Source organism: Vibrio sp. 10N.261.46.A3 (assembly GCF_041472995.1).
GTDB lineage: Bacteria > Pseudomonadota > Gammaproteobacteria > Enterobacterales > Vibrionaceae > Vibrio > Vibrio coralliirubri.
The window spans coordinates 19,676-36,009 of sequence record NZ_JBFRRH010000020.1 but is presented as its reverse complement, the minus strand read 5'-3'; the positions used below and the strand labels follow the sequence as shown (position 1 = coordinate 36,009).

General features: G+C 45.7%; 19 protein-coding genes and 1 pseudogene. 13 read left to right on the top strand and 7 right to left on the bottom strand.

The window, feature by feature from the left end:
• The 11 genes and pseudogenes from AB4484_RS04705 (at nucleotide 1) to AB4484_RS04655 (ending at nucleotide 7,222) form a co-directional block, all read left to right on the top strand.
• A complete protein-coding gene (locus tag AB4484_RS04705; RefSeq protein WP_372076664.1) occupies nucleotides 1-363 on the top strand; it encodes a phage tail tube protein in 363 nt (120 codons plus the stop codon).
• A 10-nt stretch (nucleotides 364-373) separates the two neighbouring features.
• Complete coding sequence (gene gpM / locus AB4484_RS04700; protein ID WP_372076662.1) at nucleotides 374-1,102, top strand: phage terminase small subunit; 729 nt, start codon at nucleotides 374-376, stop codon at nucleotides 1,100-1,102.
• Entirely contained in the window at nucleotides 1,086-1,373 is a 288-nt protein-coding gene (locus tag AB4484_RS04695) for a phage tail assembly protein (RefSeq protein ID WP_372076660.1), read from the top strand. The genes gpM and AB4484_RS04695 overlap by 17 nt, the downstream gene beginning before the upstream one ends.
• A gap of 35 nt (nucleotides 1,374-1,408) precedes the next feature.
• Nucleotides 1,409-1,513, top strand: a complete 105-nt coding sequence (locus tag AB4484_RS04690) for a GpE family phage tail protein (RefSeq protein WP_372076658.1) — start codon at nucleotides 1,409-1,411, stop codon at nucleotides 1,511-1,513.
• Nucleotides 1,514-1,540: 27 nt separating this feature from the next.
• A complete protein-coding gene (locus AB4484_RS04685) occupies nucleotides 1,541-3,535 on the top strand; it encodes a hypothetical protein (RefSeq protein WP_372076656.1) in 1,995 nt (664 codons plus the stop codon).
• A gap of 190 nt (nucleotides 3,536-3,725) precedes the next feature.
• Nucleotides 3,726-3,968, top strand: a complete 243-nt coding sequence (locus tag AB4484_RS04680; protein WP_372076654.1) for a hypothetical protein — start codon at nucleotides 3,726-3,728, stop codon at nucleotides 3,966-3,968.
• Complete coding sequence (locus AB4484_RS04675) at nucleotides 3,969-4,160, top strand: hypothetical protein (protein WP_372076652.1); 192 nt, start codon at nucleotides 3,969-3,971, stop codon at nucleotides 4,158-4,160.
• A 162-nt stretch (nucleotides 4,161-4,322) separates the two neighbouring features.
• Nucleotides 4,323-5,387 carry a DNA methyltransferase gene (locus AB4484_RS04670; protein ID WP_372076650.1) on the top strand — a complete coding sequence of 355 codons (1,065 nt, stop codon included), beginning with the start codon at nucleotides 4,323-4,325 and terminating at the stop codon, nucleotides 5,385-5,387.
• 97 nt (nucleotides 5,388-5,484) lie between these two features.
• Nucleotides 5,485-5,775, top strand: coding sequence for an NINE protein (locus AB4484_RS04665; protein ID WP_372076648.1), 291 nt, complete (start codon nucleotides 5,485-5,487; stop codon nucleotides 5,773-5,775).
• A 509-nt stretch (nucleotides 5,776-6,284) separates the two neighbouring features.
• Nucleotides 6,285-6,743: a zinc uptake transcriptional repressor Zur gene (zur, locus tag AB4484_RS04660; protein WP_017059941.1), complete on the top strand. Its 459-nt coding sequence runs from the start codon at nucleotides 6,285-6,287 to the stop codon at nucleotides 6,741-6,743.
• Nucleotides 6,744-6,760: 17 nt separating this feature from the next.
• Nucleotides 6,761-7,222 (top strand): annotated as a pseudogene (locus tag AB4484_RS04655) (chemotaxis protein CheX).
• Nucleotides 7,223-7,375: 153 nt separating this feature from the next.
• On the opposite strand, the gene pgi reads toward AB4484_RS04655, so the two are convergent.
• Entirely contained in the window at nucleotides 7,376-9,028 is a 1,653-nt protein-coding gene (gene pgi, locus AB4484_RS04650) for a glucose-6-phosphate isomerase (protein WP_048610687.1), read from the bottom strand.
• Nucleotides 9,029-9,354: 326 nt separating this feature from the next.
• Here pgi and AB4484_RS04645 point away from each other — a divergent pair, with 326 nt between their 5' ends.
• Nucleotides 9,355-9,774 carry a secondary thiamine-phosphate synthase enzyme YjbQ gene (locus tag AB4484_RS04645; RefSeq protein ID WP_004735849.1) on the top strand — a complete coding sequence of 140 codons (420 nt, stop codon included), beginning with the start codon at nucleotides 9,355-9,357 and terminating at the stop codon, nucleotides 9,772-9,774.
• 119 nt (nucleotides 9,775-9,893) lie between these two features.
• Here AB4484_RS04645 and AB4484_RS04640 read toward each other — a convergent pair whose 3' ends face one another.
• From AB4484_RS04640 to AB4484_RS04630, 3 genes are read right to left on the bottom strand one after another with little or no spacing between them, the layout of a single operon-like run.
• Complete coding sequence (locus AB4484_RS04640; protein ID WP_372076729.1) at nucleotides 9,894-11,099, bottom strand: BamA/TamA family outer membrane protein; 1,206 nt, start codon at nucleotides 11,097-11,099, stop codon at nucleotides 9,894-9,896.
• Nucleotides 11,100-11,122: 23 nt separating this feature from the next.
• Complete coding sequence (gene alr / locus AB4484_RS04635; RefSeq protein WP_017065624.1) at nucleotides 11,123-12,208, bottom strand: alanine racemase; 1,086 nt, start codon at nucleotides 12,206-12,208, stop codon at nucleotides 11,123-11,125.
• Between the two features lie 6 nt (nucleotides 12,209-12,214).
• Complete coding sequence (locus AB4484_RS04630; protein ID WP_016767560.1) at nucleotides 12,215-13,606, bottom strand: replicative DNA helicase; 1,392 nt, start codon at nucleotides 13,604-13,606, stop codon at nucleotides 12,215-12,217.
• A gap of 176 nt (nucleotides 13,607-13,782) precedes the next feature.
• Here AB4484_RS04630 and AB4484_RS04625 point away from each other — a divergent pair, with 176 nt between their 5' ends.
• Nucleotides 13,783-14,667 carry a DUF481 domain-containing protein gene (locus tag AB4484_RS04625; RefSeq protein WP_050647228.1) on the top strand — a complete coding sequence of 295 codons (885 nt, stop codon included), beginning with the start codon at nucleotides 13,783-13,785 and terminating at the stop codon, nucleotides 14,665-14,667.
• 180 nt (nucleotides 14,668-14,847) lie between these two features.
• Here the strand turns inward: AB4484_RS04625 and rplI are convergent, their stop codons facing one another.
• The 3 genes from rplI to rpsF form a co-directional block, all read right to left on the bottom strand.
• Entirely contained in the window at nucleotides 14,848-15,300 is a 453-nt protein-coding gene (rplI, locus tag AB4484_RS04620; protein ID WP_048610692.1) for a 50S ribosomal protein L9, read from the bottom strand.
• 38 nt (nucleotides 15,301-15,338) lie between these two features.
• The gene (gene rpsR, locus AB4484_RS04615) at nucleotides 15,339-15,566 is read right to left on the bottom strand and encodes a 30S ribosomal protein S18 (RefSeq protein ID WP_000090472.1); all 228 of its coding nucleotides are present in this window, start codon (nucleotides 15,564-15,566) and stop codon (nucleotides 15,339-15,341) included.
• A 112-nt stretch (nucleotides 15,567-15,678) separates the two neighbouring features.
• Entirely contained in the window at nucleotides 15,679-16,068 is a 390-nt protein-coding gene (gene rpsF, locus AB4484_RS04610) for a 30S ribosomal protein S6 (RefSeq protein WP_004741278.1), read from the bottom strand.
• Between the last annotated feature and the right edge of the window lie 266 nt (nucleotides 16,069-16,334).

Genomic DNA, 16,334 nt, shown 5'->3' with positions numbered 1-16,334 from the left:
ATGGCAACGCAAATTACCAGTCGTGGTGTTTTAAATGCGGGCTCGCTAGGGCGCTTACCTATTAAAGAAGGCGCTGAGGTTGGATTTGGCAACTTAAAGAGAGAGCCCGTGATGGGCGATGATGGTGTGCTTGGGTATACCGAGGTGTATTCCGATGCACCATCGATTAAAGCCACTATTATCCATGCAAAGGATACGGACGAAGATGCACTCAAAGATTTCACAGGTGAAGATATCATCTTTGAAACTAATACGGGCAAAACGTACACCCTTCGAGATGCGTGGGTGGTCGAGCCTCTTTCTCTCAACGTTAAAGACGGCCAGTTAGAGATCTTATTCAACGGTCTAGAGCTTATTTCATAGCGGGGGTGACATGATATCGATATTAATGAAACGCCAAGCGCAAAAGCAACGCCAGCAAGACACCTTAAAAGAAAAGCGGCTGGATGCTGAAGTGGCAAATGACACCCCGCCGTCCACTCCATCAGGTGAGTTTCCAGCGCTTGATGGTCAAACGTGGGATAGCACTCAGCTGATACTCAAGCAAGATTTGAGTTACTTAAAGACTCTGGCAGGCTCAAAAGAAAAAGACCCGTTCAAAGAAGAGTTAATACAAAAGTATCGCCCTCTTATTGAGCGCTTGCGCTTGTCGCACAAAGGCAACTACGGCTCGCTCGATGTGATGTGGTGGTTCTACCTGTGGTATGTGGATTTGGGTCGACTGGATGAAGTCTATGCGGATTTTCGCGATGCTATCTATGACGGATTGGAAGCGCCATCCAACTGGAAGATGAACGGACAAACCGCCTTTTTAGGCTACGTGTTCAAATATTCACTCGATGCCACCGAAGGGGGTGTTTCTTTTCAGCGTTCGTACCTGCTAACCGGTGTAGACGATTTGCTCTCTGGGAGGCTTGCGACCAACGCACCACTCAAAGTGAAAATGTTCCGCCTAGTCGGAGATTGGCACTTGGAAGTAGGAGAAAAGGCGCGCGCTCATAATCTATTCGAGCTTGTTATGACGCTCGCCCCCAAGAAGGGGGGTCGAAAAGGCAAGCTAAAACAACTGAAAGAGGAGTTAGGGTATGACCAGCCCCATTGAAAATAAGAGCCACCAAAAAACAGTGAAACTGGCCGTGCCAATGGACATCAACGGTGAGCGCTGTGAGTCACTGGTATTGACCAAACCTAACGCTGGGCATTTGCGCGGCCTAACGTTGGTTGATGTGTGTCAGATGGATTTCGCTGCTGGTGAAAAACTGCTTCCTAAAATCTCAACTCTGAATGAGCGAGATGTGCTGAACATTGAGATTGAGAACTGGGCGCCTATTTTGGTCGCGATTGCGTCTTTTTTCGTCAATACGGAGCAGTAATAGACTGTGTTGAACCTTATTACGCCGACCTTGCGGTGGCCTTTCATTGGCCACCCAGTGAGATAGATGCGCTAAGTTACGACGATTTATTAATGTTTCGGGAATTGGCCAAGCAGCGAGTTCAATCAGAGAGCCAATAGGCTCTCTTTTTTGTAGGAGTAAATACTATGAAGATGAATCTGTCTGTGGTGATGGGGGTGAACGATAAGGCGACGGCGCCTCTTAAAAAGATCACCCAAGAAACCAACGTATACGCAAAATCCATCGCCAAGCTGGAAGATCAGCAGGGAGACCTCTCTCGCTCTATGGGGATGATTGATAGCTTCAAGCAAACCCGAGAGGCAATGAAAAAGAATACACTGGCGATAGCGACCGCCAAGGAAAAGCTGGAGGCATTAGAGGCTCAAAATGAAAAGACAGGGGGCTCTAGCGCGGCGTTAACAGAAAAAATCACCAAGCAACGCGCCAAGTTAAATCAGCTCAATGACACGCAAGAAGACAGTAAAGGGCATTTACTTTCTCTGGCAAAAAGCATGAAAAAGACGGGCATTAAGATGCACGATTTGGACGCGGCGTCCGCCAAGCTAAACAAGACGTACAAAAAGCAAGGTGAATCCATCACTGCGCTTTCCAAGAAGCATCAAAAACTCCAGAAGGCGATGGTTATTCCTAGGGGGATTAACAAGGCGCTCACCCTGCCCACTGTTGATGGAGCTAAAGGGGCGGCGATGGGGGCAACAGGCGCACTTGCCTCTATCGCGGGCTTTGGGGTTGTGATAGGCCAAACGGCGTCAGAGCTTACCGCCCTGCAGCGCGCGGCGGATGATGTCAATATGCCCGTTAATGAGCTTAAGGCCATGAGGCTTCAGGCGACGCAAGCGGGCGCAGAGGCGGAAGATATGGATGCCGCCATTAAGGAGATGTCACTTCGATGGGGTGAGATGAAAACGCTGCAAAGCGGTGCGATGAATGATTACTTCATCGATACGGGTAATCAACAAGCCTACGAAGATCTAATGAATGCCAAAGACGCGAGTGAGGCTTATCAAGTTTTGCTGCGTGAGATTGCCAATGAAACCGATGTGTCCAAGCAGAATTTTATGGCGGATGAGTTTTTTGGTGGAGACAGTGAAAAACTACTGGCGGTCTTGAAGAGCGGTGAAGAGGGTTTTGAGAAAGCCAAGGTCATGCTGGAGGAGTCGGGAGGAAACATTTCGCCCGCCTCAATTGATAATGCCGTCAGCTATACAGCAGCAATGAAAGACATGAGCGCTATCTTTGACGCCTTTAAGATTGACGCGCTGACACCCATCATGGGGGAGCTTTCAAGTGTCATCAAAGAAATTGGCAGTAACATGAAGAATGTGGAGTGGCGAGAGGGTGCGATGCAGCAAGTGCGAGAGTCGGTTCTTGGTGTCTTCAATGCTCTGAAGTTCTTAGGGGGCGCTTTGCTTTGGGCAATAAACAACTTCTCAACCGTTATTGGTATCGTGGTGGGCTTAAAGGTAGCCATGATTGGGCTTAACCTTGTTGTAGCTGCCAACCCTTTCGGTTTGTTGGTGTTGGGGATTGCGGCTGTGATTGCAGGCTTTGGGTGGTTAATTGATCAGATGGGCGGATTTACCGTCGTGATGGATACCATCTCTAATGCTGTGAGTTCTGTCTGGGAGGGGATAAAGCAGATGATTAACAAGCTGCCCGACTCTCTCGTTCCTGATGGGTGGAAAATCGACACCTCAGACTCCACTTCTGGGCTGGATGAGATGCAAGGAAAACTGAAGGATTTGAAGAGGGATAGTGAGGCGGTTGGCTTGCCCAGTCAGGGGGGATCGCTGAAAAAAATGAAGTTGCCAGAGTCCGCGGGGAAAATGGAAGGGGTGATGGATATGCAAAAGCAAGCAAAAGACATTCAGTCCTTCTCGCTCGACATGGGTGTGACACCTTACCAGTCTCGAGAGAGTCAAGTGCCTCGTTCGCAAGGTTCGCTATCTGCGCTGCCATCTCAAGAGCCCTATCAGGCACTTGCGCCAAGTGAAACGATGGGGCGTTCCGAGGTGAAGCTTACCATTGACTCCGTGGCACCCGTGTCGGTGGAGAGTATTGATACCAACTCAACAACGGAATTGGACGTTGAGGTGGGAAACATGATGCTGGCTTATTAGTCCGTTTTACTTATTCTCGCCCCAACATCAAGGGGCGAGTCACCATGCCTACGCCTGCAAAGCGAGAGGTTTCTGGATAAATCTCGCACTTTGCACGACACCTCTCTTCTTTAAAAAAGCCCGCTCGCTGCCTGCGCTACTCAGAGCTACGGTCTTGTTATCAAATAAAACCCGCGTAAAGAGTAAAGAAATGACCAGCAAAACCATAAAGAAAGATATCGCTCATGCCACTGAATTGGCCAAGCAGCTTCGACAGGCTATGTTTGATATTAATGCGCACCTTTGTGATGAGATGAAGGTAAAAAATCAGCGAGGCGAAAGTGCAACCGAAGAAACCCTAATGCATGAAATGGTGCTCCAGAAGTCAGGTCTCGCGACCGATTTATATGGGCACATGGTGATGTTGGACAATATTTATAATGAGGACGCGTAAATGCTAGTGAAAGATAAAGAGCAGGCAGAGCTGGTTGATCGCATTATACGCACAGCCTCTCGATTCCCTATGACGCCAGACTACATTATCCCTAATGGGCACAGCGCTTGCCATATTGCCTTTGTGTGTGAGCAGTTGGCCTTTTGGGGGTATCTTTGCAAGCTTGATACAGGGGAATACATTCGCGCATAAACTGTATGTATATACAGTCATAAATTTCATTGGTATGATGTTCTCTTGATTTATGCCTTGAGTACCTGAGACCCAAACGACGTTTGGAGAGGAAGCATAAACCTAACACCGCCACACTCTGTGGCGGTGTACCCCTTGCTCAAGGCTCTAACAGGAGTCGCTATGCGCACCGTTCAATTACACCAAAACCAACTTCAACTCATTCATTCAGACTGCCTCCCTTACCTTAAAAGCATGCCCGATGATTCGGTTGACTTAATTCTCACTGACCCGCCCTATTTTCAAGTGAAGAAAAACGCGTGGGATAATCAATGGCCAGATGTGGAGAGCTTTTTGGCGTGGCTCGATGAGGTCACTCTAGAGTTATATCGAGTTTTAAAACCCTCTGGCAGTCTGTATCTATTTTGCGGCTCAAAACTGGCCTCAGAAACCGAGCTGCTGATTAAGCAGCGATTTGATGTGCTAAACCATATCGTATGGGCAAAACCAAGTGGCGTGTGGAAGCGAGCGCATAAGCCGCACTTACGCGCGTTCTTTCCTGCGACCGAGCGTATTATCTTTGCTGGGCATTATGGCGCTGAGGGACTGGCAAAAGGCAGCAGCGGTTACACCACTCAGTGTCATGAGGCAAAGAAAGCTGTTTTCAAGCCCTTAATTGATTATTTTAAAAATGCCAAGCAAGCGCTGAATATCAGCGCGAAAGAAATCAATAGCGCGACAGGAACGCAGATGTGCTCCCATTGGTTCTCTGAAAGTCAGTGGAAATTACCCAACGAAAAGCAATACGCGCAGCTACAGATATTATTTCAGTCAAAAGCAAAGAGCCTTGAAAAGCCACACCAAGATCTGCAGGCGCAGTACCAGCAATTGAATCAAGAATACGGAAGCCTGATCAAGGAATACGACAGCCTTAAGAAAGAGTACCAAGCACTAAGGCGTCCCTTTTCTGTCACAGCGGAAGTGCCTTACACCGATGTGTGGACTTATGCGCCTGTACCGTACTACAAAGGCAAGCATCCTTGTGAGAAGCCTGCTGACATGCTGGAGCATATTATTGCAACCAGCAGCATGGAGGGGGCTGTGGTTCTGGATGCGTTTATGGGTTCGGGCTCAACGGGTCACGCTTGCTTAAAACTCAATCGGAAGTTCATTGGTATCGAGATGGAAGAGGAGCGGTTTGAGATGACGGTGGCGACTCTCGGATCAATAGATGTAATTTACAATTAGTGAAATCACCTCCGTTCAGGCTATGTGAAAGGATTTGTAAGCGCATAAAAGTCATGAAATAATATGCACTTAAATTAAATGGATGAGTAGGTAATAAATGTTTTGTAAAGGTTGTGGGAAAGAGATTCATGAGACGGCTAAATCATGCCCCGGTTGCGGAGCCCAGCAAGGCACACAAAATAGTGGAAAAAGTCGTGTTACGGCTGCGTTGTTTGCTTTTTTTCTCGGTGGTTTTGGTGCGCATAAATTTTATTTAGGTAAGATTGGGTTGGGGTTTCTCTATTTAATCTTTTGTTGGACCATGATCCCTGCGATCATTGCTTTTATTGAGTTCATTATTTACTTGTGCGAATCAGATGAAAAGTTCGAGTTAAGATTTAATAATTAAATAAAAAACCGCTCATTGAGCGGTTTTTTATTTCCAGCGCGTCTGCATTTCGAAGGGTGTTCGATATGTGAATTAACCCCCCTCTACGGTGAGTAGGTTCCCAATAGATCCCCCTGACGGGTGAAGTGGCACTATTTTATGAGTAATAAGTCCAATCGAGCATGGGAGCGACGGACAACCTACATGAATGTGTCATGGCAAAGTACCCTAGTAGCGAGTCAAAAAAATATGCTGGAATACCCAGCAAAAGCAAGGTCGGCTATTGTAAATGCTATGCCCTGTTTGTGCTATATGAACTTTGCCTCACACTTTTTTATAAACCTATTCACCAGATCTCTAATTCAACCTCATTAATCAGTTATGCCTTGAGTCACACTGTCATTTTGAGTTACCTTGTCTTATTCAAAGTCGTGGGTCACAATACGCTCTGTACCTGACTTTAATAGAAATCATTGGCTCCCAAAACGTAGTAACCTAGAAATAAGGTTTGATTAGGGATGTCCGATTGAATGGTGAAAAATTTGGACCACACATTAATAGAGCAAGTTGAAGGGATATGCGCATCGCGAGGCGTTAGATTAACACCTCAAAGAAAGCGAGTGTTTGAGCTCATCCTCTCTAATAAAAAAGCCTCCAGTGCTTATGAATTATTAGAGCAGTTGAAAGTCAGTGAACCACAGGCCAAGCCTCCTACAGTTTATCGCGCTTTGGATTTCTTGTTGGAACAAGGTTTCATTCACCGAGTTGAGTCAACCAATAGCTTCATATGCTGCTGTTCTTGCAATGCCAACAAACATTTCTCCCAACTACTGATCTGCGATAAATGTGGCACTGTGATAGAACTGCAAGACGATGCGCTTGTCACCCTACTCGCCAGTAACGCTGAGAAGCATGGCTTTCAATTGACGAATCATGTCATTGAATCGCATGGCATTTGCCAATCTTGCTCCTCCGAGATGAAAGAATAAGATTATAGAAGAACATTATGCGCGCTGAATTTGTAAACCCGTTTTTAGCTTCTTTGATGAACGTATTAAAAACGATGGCTTCTCTAGAATTGAAGCCACAAAAACCGAGAGTTAAGAAAGATGAAATCGCTCGTGGTGATGTATCCGGCCTAATTGGTATGGTGGGTACACAATCTCGTGGCTCTATGTCGATCACCTTTGATTAAGGTCTCGCTCTCGAAATCATGGAAAACATGCTCGGTGAACGACCAAACGGCCTCAACGAAGAAGTGACCGATATGGTGGGTGAAATCACTAACATGGTGACTGGCGGTGCAAAACGTATTCTTGCGGAAAGCGGTTTTGATTTCGATATGGCAACGCCAATCGTGGTTTCCGGTAAAGGTCATACGATTCGTCACAAATGTGACGGAGCAATCATCATCATGCCTTTCTCATCTCAATGGGGTAATGCTTTCATCGAGATCTGTTTCGAATAACAACTGTTTATTTCTAGCGGTACTGAGTATCAAATCAAAGAAGGTTGGCATAATGCCAGCCTTTTTTATTACCTGCGATTTAACCATTGCTTGCTCTACAGATACAAAAACGCCAACCCGAAGGTTGGCGTTTTTTTGGTGCTATCAACTCAATTAAGCTTTAAGCGCTTTAAATGCGTTGATTAGACCGTTCGTTGAGCTGTCGTGAGACGTTACTTGAGCATCGTCAGCAAGCTCAGGAAGAATTTGGTTTGCTAGTTGCTTACCAAGTTCTACACCCCATTGGTCGAAGCTGAAGATGTTCCAGATAACGCCTTGAACAAAGATCTTGTGCTCGTACATCGCGATTAGGTTACCTAAAGAGCGAGGGTTGATTTGCTTAACAAGAATTGAGTTCGTTGGACGGTTACCTTCAAATACTTTGAAAGGTACTAGCTCAGCCACTTCTTCAGCTGTTTTGCCCGCAGCTAGGAATTCAGCTTCTACTGTCTCTTTTGTCTTACCGAAAGCTAGCGCTTCAGTTTGAGCAAAGAAGTTAGACATTAGCTTCTGGTGGTGATCAGATGCTGGGTTGTGGCTGATAGCAGGTGCGATGAAGTCTGATGGGATCAGCTTAGTGCCTTGGTGAATCAGTTGGTAGAACGCGTGCTGGCCGTTTGTACCAGGTTCACCCCAGATGATAGGACCTGTTTGGTACTCTACTGGGTTGCCTTCACGGTCAACAAACTTACCGTTCGACTCCATGTTGCCTTGCTGGAAGTAAGCAGCAAAACGGTGCATGTATTGATCGTAAGGTAGAATTGCTTCTGACTCAGCGCCGTGGAAGTTGTTGTACCAAATACCGATAAGCGCAAGGATGACTGGAATGTTGCTTTCAAACTCAGTTGAAGCAAAGTGGTTATCCATCTCGTGAGCACCTTCTAGTAGCTCAACGAAGTTATCGAAGCCAACAGATAGTGAGATAGAAAGACCGATTGCAGACCATAGTGAGTAACGACCACCAACCCAGTCCCAGAATTCGAACATGTTGTCAGTATCGATACCAAACTCAGCGACCGCGGTTGCATTCGTTGATAGTGCTGCGAAATGTTTAGCAACGTGTGCGTTGTCACCCGCTTCAGCCAAGAACCAATCACGTGCAGAGTGCGCGTTCGTCATTGTTTCTTGAGTCGTGAATGTTTTAGATGCCACTAAGAATAGCGTTGTTTCTGGGTTCAGAGGCTTAAGTGTCTCAACGATGTGAGTGCCATCTACGTTAGAAACGAAGTGCATGTTTAGACGAGTTTTGTATGGCGTTAGAGCTTCAGTCACCATGTATGGACCAAGGTCCGAACCGCCGATACCGATGTTAACTACATCAGTGATCTCTTTACCTGTGTAACCTTTCCACTCACCAGAAACGATGCGGTGTGTGAACAGTTCCATTTTTGCTAGTACTGCATTCACTGCTGGCATTACGTCTTTGCCGTCAACCATTACTGGGTTGTCGCTACGGTTACGTAGAGCAGTGTGAAGTACTGAACGACCTTCAGTCTTGTTGATTGCATCACCACCGAACATTGCTTCGATTGCAGACTTAACTTCAGTCTCGTTCGCAAGAGCAAATAGGTGCTGCATAGTTTCAGCATCGATAAGGTTCTTAGAGTAATCCACTAAGATGTCAGAACCGAAACGAGTAGAAAAGCTCTCGAAACGCTTTGCATCTTGAGCAAACAGTTCTTTCATATCCATATCTTGAGCAGACTCAAAATGTGCAGTTAGAGCTTTCCACGCTTGTGTATGCGTTGGGTTGATATTTTTCAACATGGTATCTATCCCGATGTTACTGTAGGTTTTATTCTAAACATCACCTGGGTGATGAATAGAACCCCCGATTAGGCGAAAGTTTATATTTTTCTGTGATGACCAAACCGCGTCACCACTGAAAGATTCTTTGTAATTTTTTTTCACGACGTATTATGCCGCATATGAAGAGCTGTACCTTGAGATAAATCAGGATTAGATTTCCTGATACAAGAATCGGTACTGACTCTAGCTCTAACATAATTAAATGTGAGCGATACCTGATAAATTCAAGTTCAAAAGATAGCGTTAAACCACTTTTTTTCCAAATACATTATAAAGGATGGCGTATGTGGATTCAGAAGACTATACACCTAAATGCACGAAAGCGTGGATTTCATCTCATTACTGATGAAATTGAACAACAGATACACGATATCAATTCTTTATCTGTTGGTTTATTACATCTTTTTATCCAACATACCTCAGCCAGCCTCACATTAAACGAAAACGCAGATCCTACCGTCCGTACTGATATGGAGTCGCACTTCAATAAGTTTGTTCCCGAGCGAGCGCCCTACTACAGACACACCTACGAAGGCGATGATGATATGCCTGCCCACATTAAAGCATCGACACTTGGCACCAGTGTGACAATACCGATTAGCAACGGACGTTTAGCTTTAGGAACATGGCAGGGTATTTACTTAGGTGAGCATCGAGATTGTGGTGGCAGCCGCACTGTGATTGCGACTATTCAAGGTGAGTGATCATAATTACCCAAGAGTAATAAGCTATTAATAAACATAATGATAGATAATAAAAAAGGGTGGCACAGTGATGTGTCACCCTCTAATTATAAATGGATATGCTGCAGATAAAACCGAACTTAGAAAGGCTGGTTTATCATGACCCTAAAGGTCCCTTCATCACCACCTCGCGCCAACTCAGCACGTACAACAATGCCTTCCACTTGGAAACGCACCGCGCCACCTAAGCTCCATTTCATGTCCGAGTGCAGTGTTTTAATATCGTACTCATCAGCAACGCGCCCGACTTCGGCAAACGCCACCCATTGCCACCAAGGCAAATCGTAGTAGTTAATCAGTGGGATATCACCCAAAGGTTGCCAGTCAGGAATCACTCGGTACTCAGCAGAGTAATGAACCGCAGAACGTCCGTGGTAGCGACCTCCGGTATAGCCTCGTAATCGATACAAGCCACCCAATCGAGCTTGTTCCGTTTCCGGTGGACGAGCACAATCTTGCCCAGAGCAGTTATCCCAAGTTGGTGTATCAGCAGTATAGAAATCGAGTGCCACGACTTGTTGGTCGAACAGGTCACCTAAAGGGCCTAATGCGAAGTACTGACTGTTTTGGAAGGTCCACTTGAGCCACAAATCATCGTTAGACCAGCTTTCTGCGCCAGTCGTGAATTCAAGGTTAGTATGAGAGCCCGTGGTTGGGTTACGTGTGCTATCACGGTTATCCCAATCCAACGCCAGACTAAAGCCTGTCGCCTCTTCCGTGTTGTTTAAACCTTCTAGCTCACGTGCCGTATAAAAAGGCGTGAAGATAATCGAACTGACACCCGACTCGACTGGCGAAGCAAAACTCACATCTTTGATTGGCTGAAAAGCCCCTAACAAGCCATGTTCTGCAACATTGCCCCAAGGTAGCAAATACTTGAATTCAAACTGATAGTTCTGTTCTAAGCCATCGGCAATGGTTTTATCATCAATAGATGAATCGTTATCGCCTTGAGAGCCTATGTAATAAGGATTGTCGTTGAAGCGCGCTTGGTACACCTGAGTACTGAATAAAACATTCTCAGACAAAGCGTAGTTAAAGGCAGATAAGAAACCGACATAACTGTCTTTGTCTGAATAGAGTGCCATACCAAACAGAGCGGCTTGAGGTTGCCAAACGCCCTTTGCGACACCCGCAACCCCAAAGGTATTGCCCAAAGTTTCAGTACTAAAATAGAAAGGGACAAAGGCTGAATCTTTTTCTTCGCTCAAGACAGAAGAAGAAAAGCTGACACTGGCTAACGCCAAGACTGACGTTAGCCAGTGTCGAGTAGTTCGCTTGAACATCATTTAGTTTACAAGATCCATAGCTACTTCACATACTCCATCGCAACACGCGAAGTCAGCTTAGTGACTAGCTCGTACGCGATAGTGCCGATATGTTCTGCCACTTCTTCTGAAGGTAAATCTTTACCCCATAATGTCGCTTCATCACCGACTTTATCTGCAGCATCAGGGCCAAGGTCGACCGTTAGCATGTCCATTGATACACGTCCTGCGATCGGTACTTTTCGACCGTTAACGAACACTGGAGTGCCGTTAGGTGCAGTGCGAGGATAGCCATCACCATAACCAATCGCGATAACACCAACCTTAGTATCACGCTCACTGGTCCAGTTTCCGCCATAACCCACACTTTCACCGGCTTTCACATCGCGAACGGCAATTAGGTGTGAGGTCAGGGTCATCACAGGCAAAAATCCAAGCTCTTGCGCTGATTTATCCACAAACGGAGAAACACCGTAAGAGATGATTCCCGGACGAACCCAATCAAGGTGGCTGTCTGGCCAAGCAAGCAAACCCGCAGAGGCAGCAAGTGAACGCTCACCTTCACAACCTTCGGTAAGAGATAAGAAAAGCTCTGTCTGTTCAACAGTGGTTGCTCTATCCAGTTCATCAGCACAACCGAAGTGGCTCATGTAACGTAGAGGTTTGGCAACATTCGCACATTGATGCAAACGCTCAACAAAGTTTTGGTATTGCTCAGGGCGAACACCTAATCGGTGCATGCCGCTGTCGACTTTGAGCCATACCACAACGGGTGTTTCCAAATCTGCATTCTCTAGCGCGCTTAATTGCTCTTCACAATGCACCACGGTTTGAATGTTGTTGGTCACCAGGATGGGTAAATCGCCCGAAGAGTAAAATCCTTCCAGCAACAAAATAGGTTTAACAATGCCACCAGCACGAAGTTGTAACGCTTCTTCAATACGCGCTACACCAAAAGCATCAGAGCTTTTTGAATGCTTGGCTATATGCAGTAAGCCGTGTCCGTAGCCATTGGCTTTCACAACAGACATGACCTTGCACTGAGGAGCCTTCGACTTTATCTGGTTCAGGTTATGTTCGAGCGCGTTTAAGTCAATGCTCGCCGTCGCCGCTTTCATGTAAGTCATTAGCGATTACTCATCATCAAATGCAGGGCCTGCATAGTTATCAAATCGGGAGTGTTGGCCTTGGAACGTAAGACGAACCGAACCGATCGGACCGTTACGTTGCTTACCAAGGATGATCTCAGCAATGCCTTTCAAAGAACTATCTGGGTTATAAACTTCATCACGATAGATGAACATGATCAAATCGGCATCTTGCTCAATCGAACCTGATTCACGCAAATCCGAGTTTACTGGGCGCTTATCAGCACGTTGCTCTAGGGAACGGTTAAGCTGAGAAAGTGCCACAACCGGAACGTTCAGCTCTTTTGCTAACGCTTTCAATGAGCGAGAAATCTCGGCGATTTCAAGAGTACGGTTATCAGATAACGAAGGTACACGCATTAATTGCAGGTAATCTATCATGATCATAGAGATACCATCGTGTTCACGAGCGATACGTCGAGCACGAGAACGCACTTCTGTTGGCGTTAGACCCGAGCTGTCATCGATATACATATTCTTCTTATCCATCAGAATACCCATACTCGACGAGATACGAGCCCAATCTTCATCATCTAGCTGACCAGTACGAATCTTGGTTTGGTCTACGCGAGAAAGTGACGCAAGCATACGCATCATCAGCTGTTCGGCTGGCATCTCTAGCGAGAAGATTAAAACCGGTTTGTCTTGCTTCATCGCTGCGTTTTCACACAAGTTCATCGCAAAGGTGGTTTTACCCATCGATGGACGAGCAGCAACAATAATTAAGTCAGAGCCTTGTAGACCTGCAGTTTTCTTGTTGAGGTCGTTGAAGCCAGTATCGACACCTGTCACACCATCTTGCGGCGTTTTGTATAGAATCTCGATACGCTCTAGTGTCTTCTCTAGAATGCTATCAACGTTTTGTGGACCTTCGTTTTCACTTGCACGGCCTTCGGCAATCGCGAAGACTTTACTTTCAGCCAGATCAACAAGTTCTTCCGATGTACGACCTTGAGGGTCATAACCAGAATCCGCAATCTCATTCGCGACACCAATCAGGCTACGAACAAGTGCACGTTGCGCCACGATATCTGCATACGCATTGATGTTTGCGGCACTTGGTGTGTTTTTCGCTAAGTCAGCAAGGTAAGCAAAGCCACCCACTTCTTCAAGTTGCTCACGCAGCTCTAAATGTTCAGAGAGTGTAATAAGATCCAGAGGAGAACTTTCTTCAAGGATATCCTTTACCGCTTCAAAGATCAGACGGTGAGGACGGCTATAAAAGTCTTTGGCCACAACCTTTTCGGCAACCGTATCCCAGCGTTCGTTATCTAATAACAAACCGCCAATAACAGATTGCTCAGCTTCTAATGAATGTGGCGGGACCTTGATGGCGTCCACCTGATCGTTGGCTGATTTCTGACTTTTGGTATCCACTATGACTACACTCAATAACTAATAATGATCGTTCATTATACCCAAGAACATCCGTTTGTAATCCGATCCTATGAGTTTGTTTTATTCTTCAGGAAGAATTTACCTATTGCTGACGGAATTAACCAAGGGTAGCATTACGATCCTGCCATTCACTCACTGTATAACTAGAGGTATGCGTGTCCAAATTATTGGCTCTGAGCACTGGTCTTCTAAGTACTGGTCTCCTGAGCGCTCCGATGGCCTTAGCTGATGATGCTAAAGCCTCTGTTGATGCAATCCTCGACTCTATAGTAGTTCCAGAACCTACTGCTGAGCCGATCGTCGTTGCACCGACACCTGAAGAAAAAGATATGGATATCGCACCGAGTGATGCTAGTGATACAGAACTGCCGAGCCCACTAAAAACGGAAGTCGAATTTGGATATCAGTCGCATACTGGTAATTCTGACTCACGATCACTTAACGCACGCCTTAACGGTGAGTACACGGCTGGCCGCCATAGAACCAGTGGTGAATGGAAATACTACAACCTCTACAAAGATGGCGAAGAAGATAAAAGACAATCCACTTACTCAGCTCAGAGTGACTACAAGTTAAGCCCTAAAACCTACCTTTACGGCAGTTTTAAAGGAGTCGACTCACGATACAGTGCTTACTTTAAGGACTACACTATTTCGAGTGGTCTGGGTTACCAGTTTTCGAATACCGAAGAGTTTGTGTTGGAAGTCGAAGTTGGCCCAGGTTTTCGTTACCAAGAACCTAACCTTGATGAATTAGACGACGATGACATCATCTTCCCTGAGATTGTTGAAGAGGCAATTTTCCGTGGCAACGTGAACACGTCATGGCAGGTGTTGAAGAATTTGCAGCTCAAGGCCGACGTGACGCTTGTCTCTGGTCACAGTAACCTAAAGTTTGATACTGAACTCGAAGCCATCAACGATATTACTGACAATATAGCACTTAAGATTGCTCACTCTCGCCAGTACCACGATAAAGTGCCTGAAGGGTTAAGCAAAGAAGACTCTGTTCTATCGATCAACTTGCTCTTCCAATTCTAATCTTAGGCCACCTCTAACCTTGAGAACGGCTTGTTCAGCAATAACAGCTTATGGATCACCGTAAGCTTTTTACCTACTGTAGCCCTCCCTTGTACTTTCCTATATTTCAGACATAAAAAAACACCAGCCGAAGCTGGTGTTTAAAACTTTCAAAAGAAAGAATTCGTCTTGGTACTGAAATTACTCAGCTGCAACGATAGCGATTTTCGCAGTAGCAAAAACTTCAGAGTGAAGTTGGATGCTTACTTCGAATTCGCCGATGTTACGTAGAGCGCCTTCAGGTAGGCGTACTTCGCTCTTAGCTACTGCAACACCTGCCGCTGTAATAGCGTCAGCGATGTCACGAGTACCGATAGAACCGAATAGTTTACCTTCGTCACCAGCTTTAGAAGCGATTGAAACGCCTTCTAGAGTGTTAACGTTCTCTGCACGAGCTTCAGCAGCAGCTAGTTGCTCAGCAACTTTAGCTTCTAGTTCAGCACGACGAGTTTCGAACATAGCAACGTTGTCTTTAGTTGCCATAACTGCTTTACCCTGTGGGATAAGGAAGTTACGAGCGTAACCAGATTTAACGTTTACTTGGTCGCCAAGGCCACCTAGGTTACCGATCTTATCAAGTAGAATAACTTGCATTATCTTAGTCCTCTTAAACTATTATTAACTATTACCGATTACTGATGCTTGTCAGTGTACGGTAGTAGAGCTAGGTAACGAGAACGCTTGATAGCGCGAGCTAGTTGACGCTGGTACTTAGCGCTTGTACCAGTGATACGGCTAGGTACGATTTTACCAGCTTCAGTGATGTAGTTTTTAAGAGTTGCTACGTCTTTGTAGTCAATCTCTTGTACGCCTTCTGCAGTGAAACGGCAGAATTTACGACGACGGAAGAAACGAGCCATGGGCTATCTCCTGATCTTAAATTTAGTAAAGCGGTCTTTCACAATTATCGAAATAACTATCAATGACCTAAAACAAGTTGAGAATTTTTTAAGGCGTTAAGCCAAAAAAGAATTACTCAGCAGCTGCTTCTGGTTTAGCTTCTGTACGCTCTTCGCGACGAGGAGCACGCTCTGCACGCTCTTCTTTTTGCTTAAGCATAATAGATTGCTCAGTCACAGCGCCTTTAGTGCGCATGATCATGTTACGTAGAACTGCATCGTTGAAACGGAAAGCAGTTTCTAGCTCGTCAATCACTTCTTGACCAGCTTCAACGTTCATAAGAACGTAGTGAGCTTTGTGAAGCTTGTTGATTGGGTAAGCCATTTGACGACGACCCCAGTCTTCTAGACGGTGGATAGTACCGCCAGCTTCAGTGATAGAACCAGTGTAACGCTCGATCATGCCAGCAACTTGCTCGCTTTGATCAGGGTGAACCATGAATACGATTTCGTAATGACGCATTTGGTTGCTCCTTACGGATTATTAGCTTCCACGAGTGGCCCGGTCGTCCAGAGGAAGCAAGGAACTAAAGATAAATGACCGAGTTTTAAGGACGGCAAATATTATAGAAAGAACCCTGTATTGGCAAGTGGTATTTGGCGAATAATGAAACAGTTTTTCTTTCGCCATCTAGCCATCTGTGATTCTGTCAATTTGTCACTCTATGCCCTAAAAACAAACGCCCACCAACAAGTGGTGAGCGTTAATAAATTCATAGACTTAAAGTC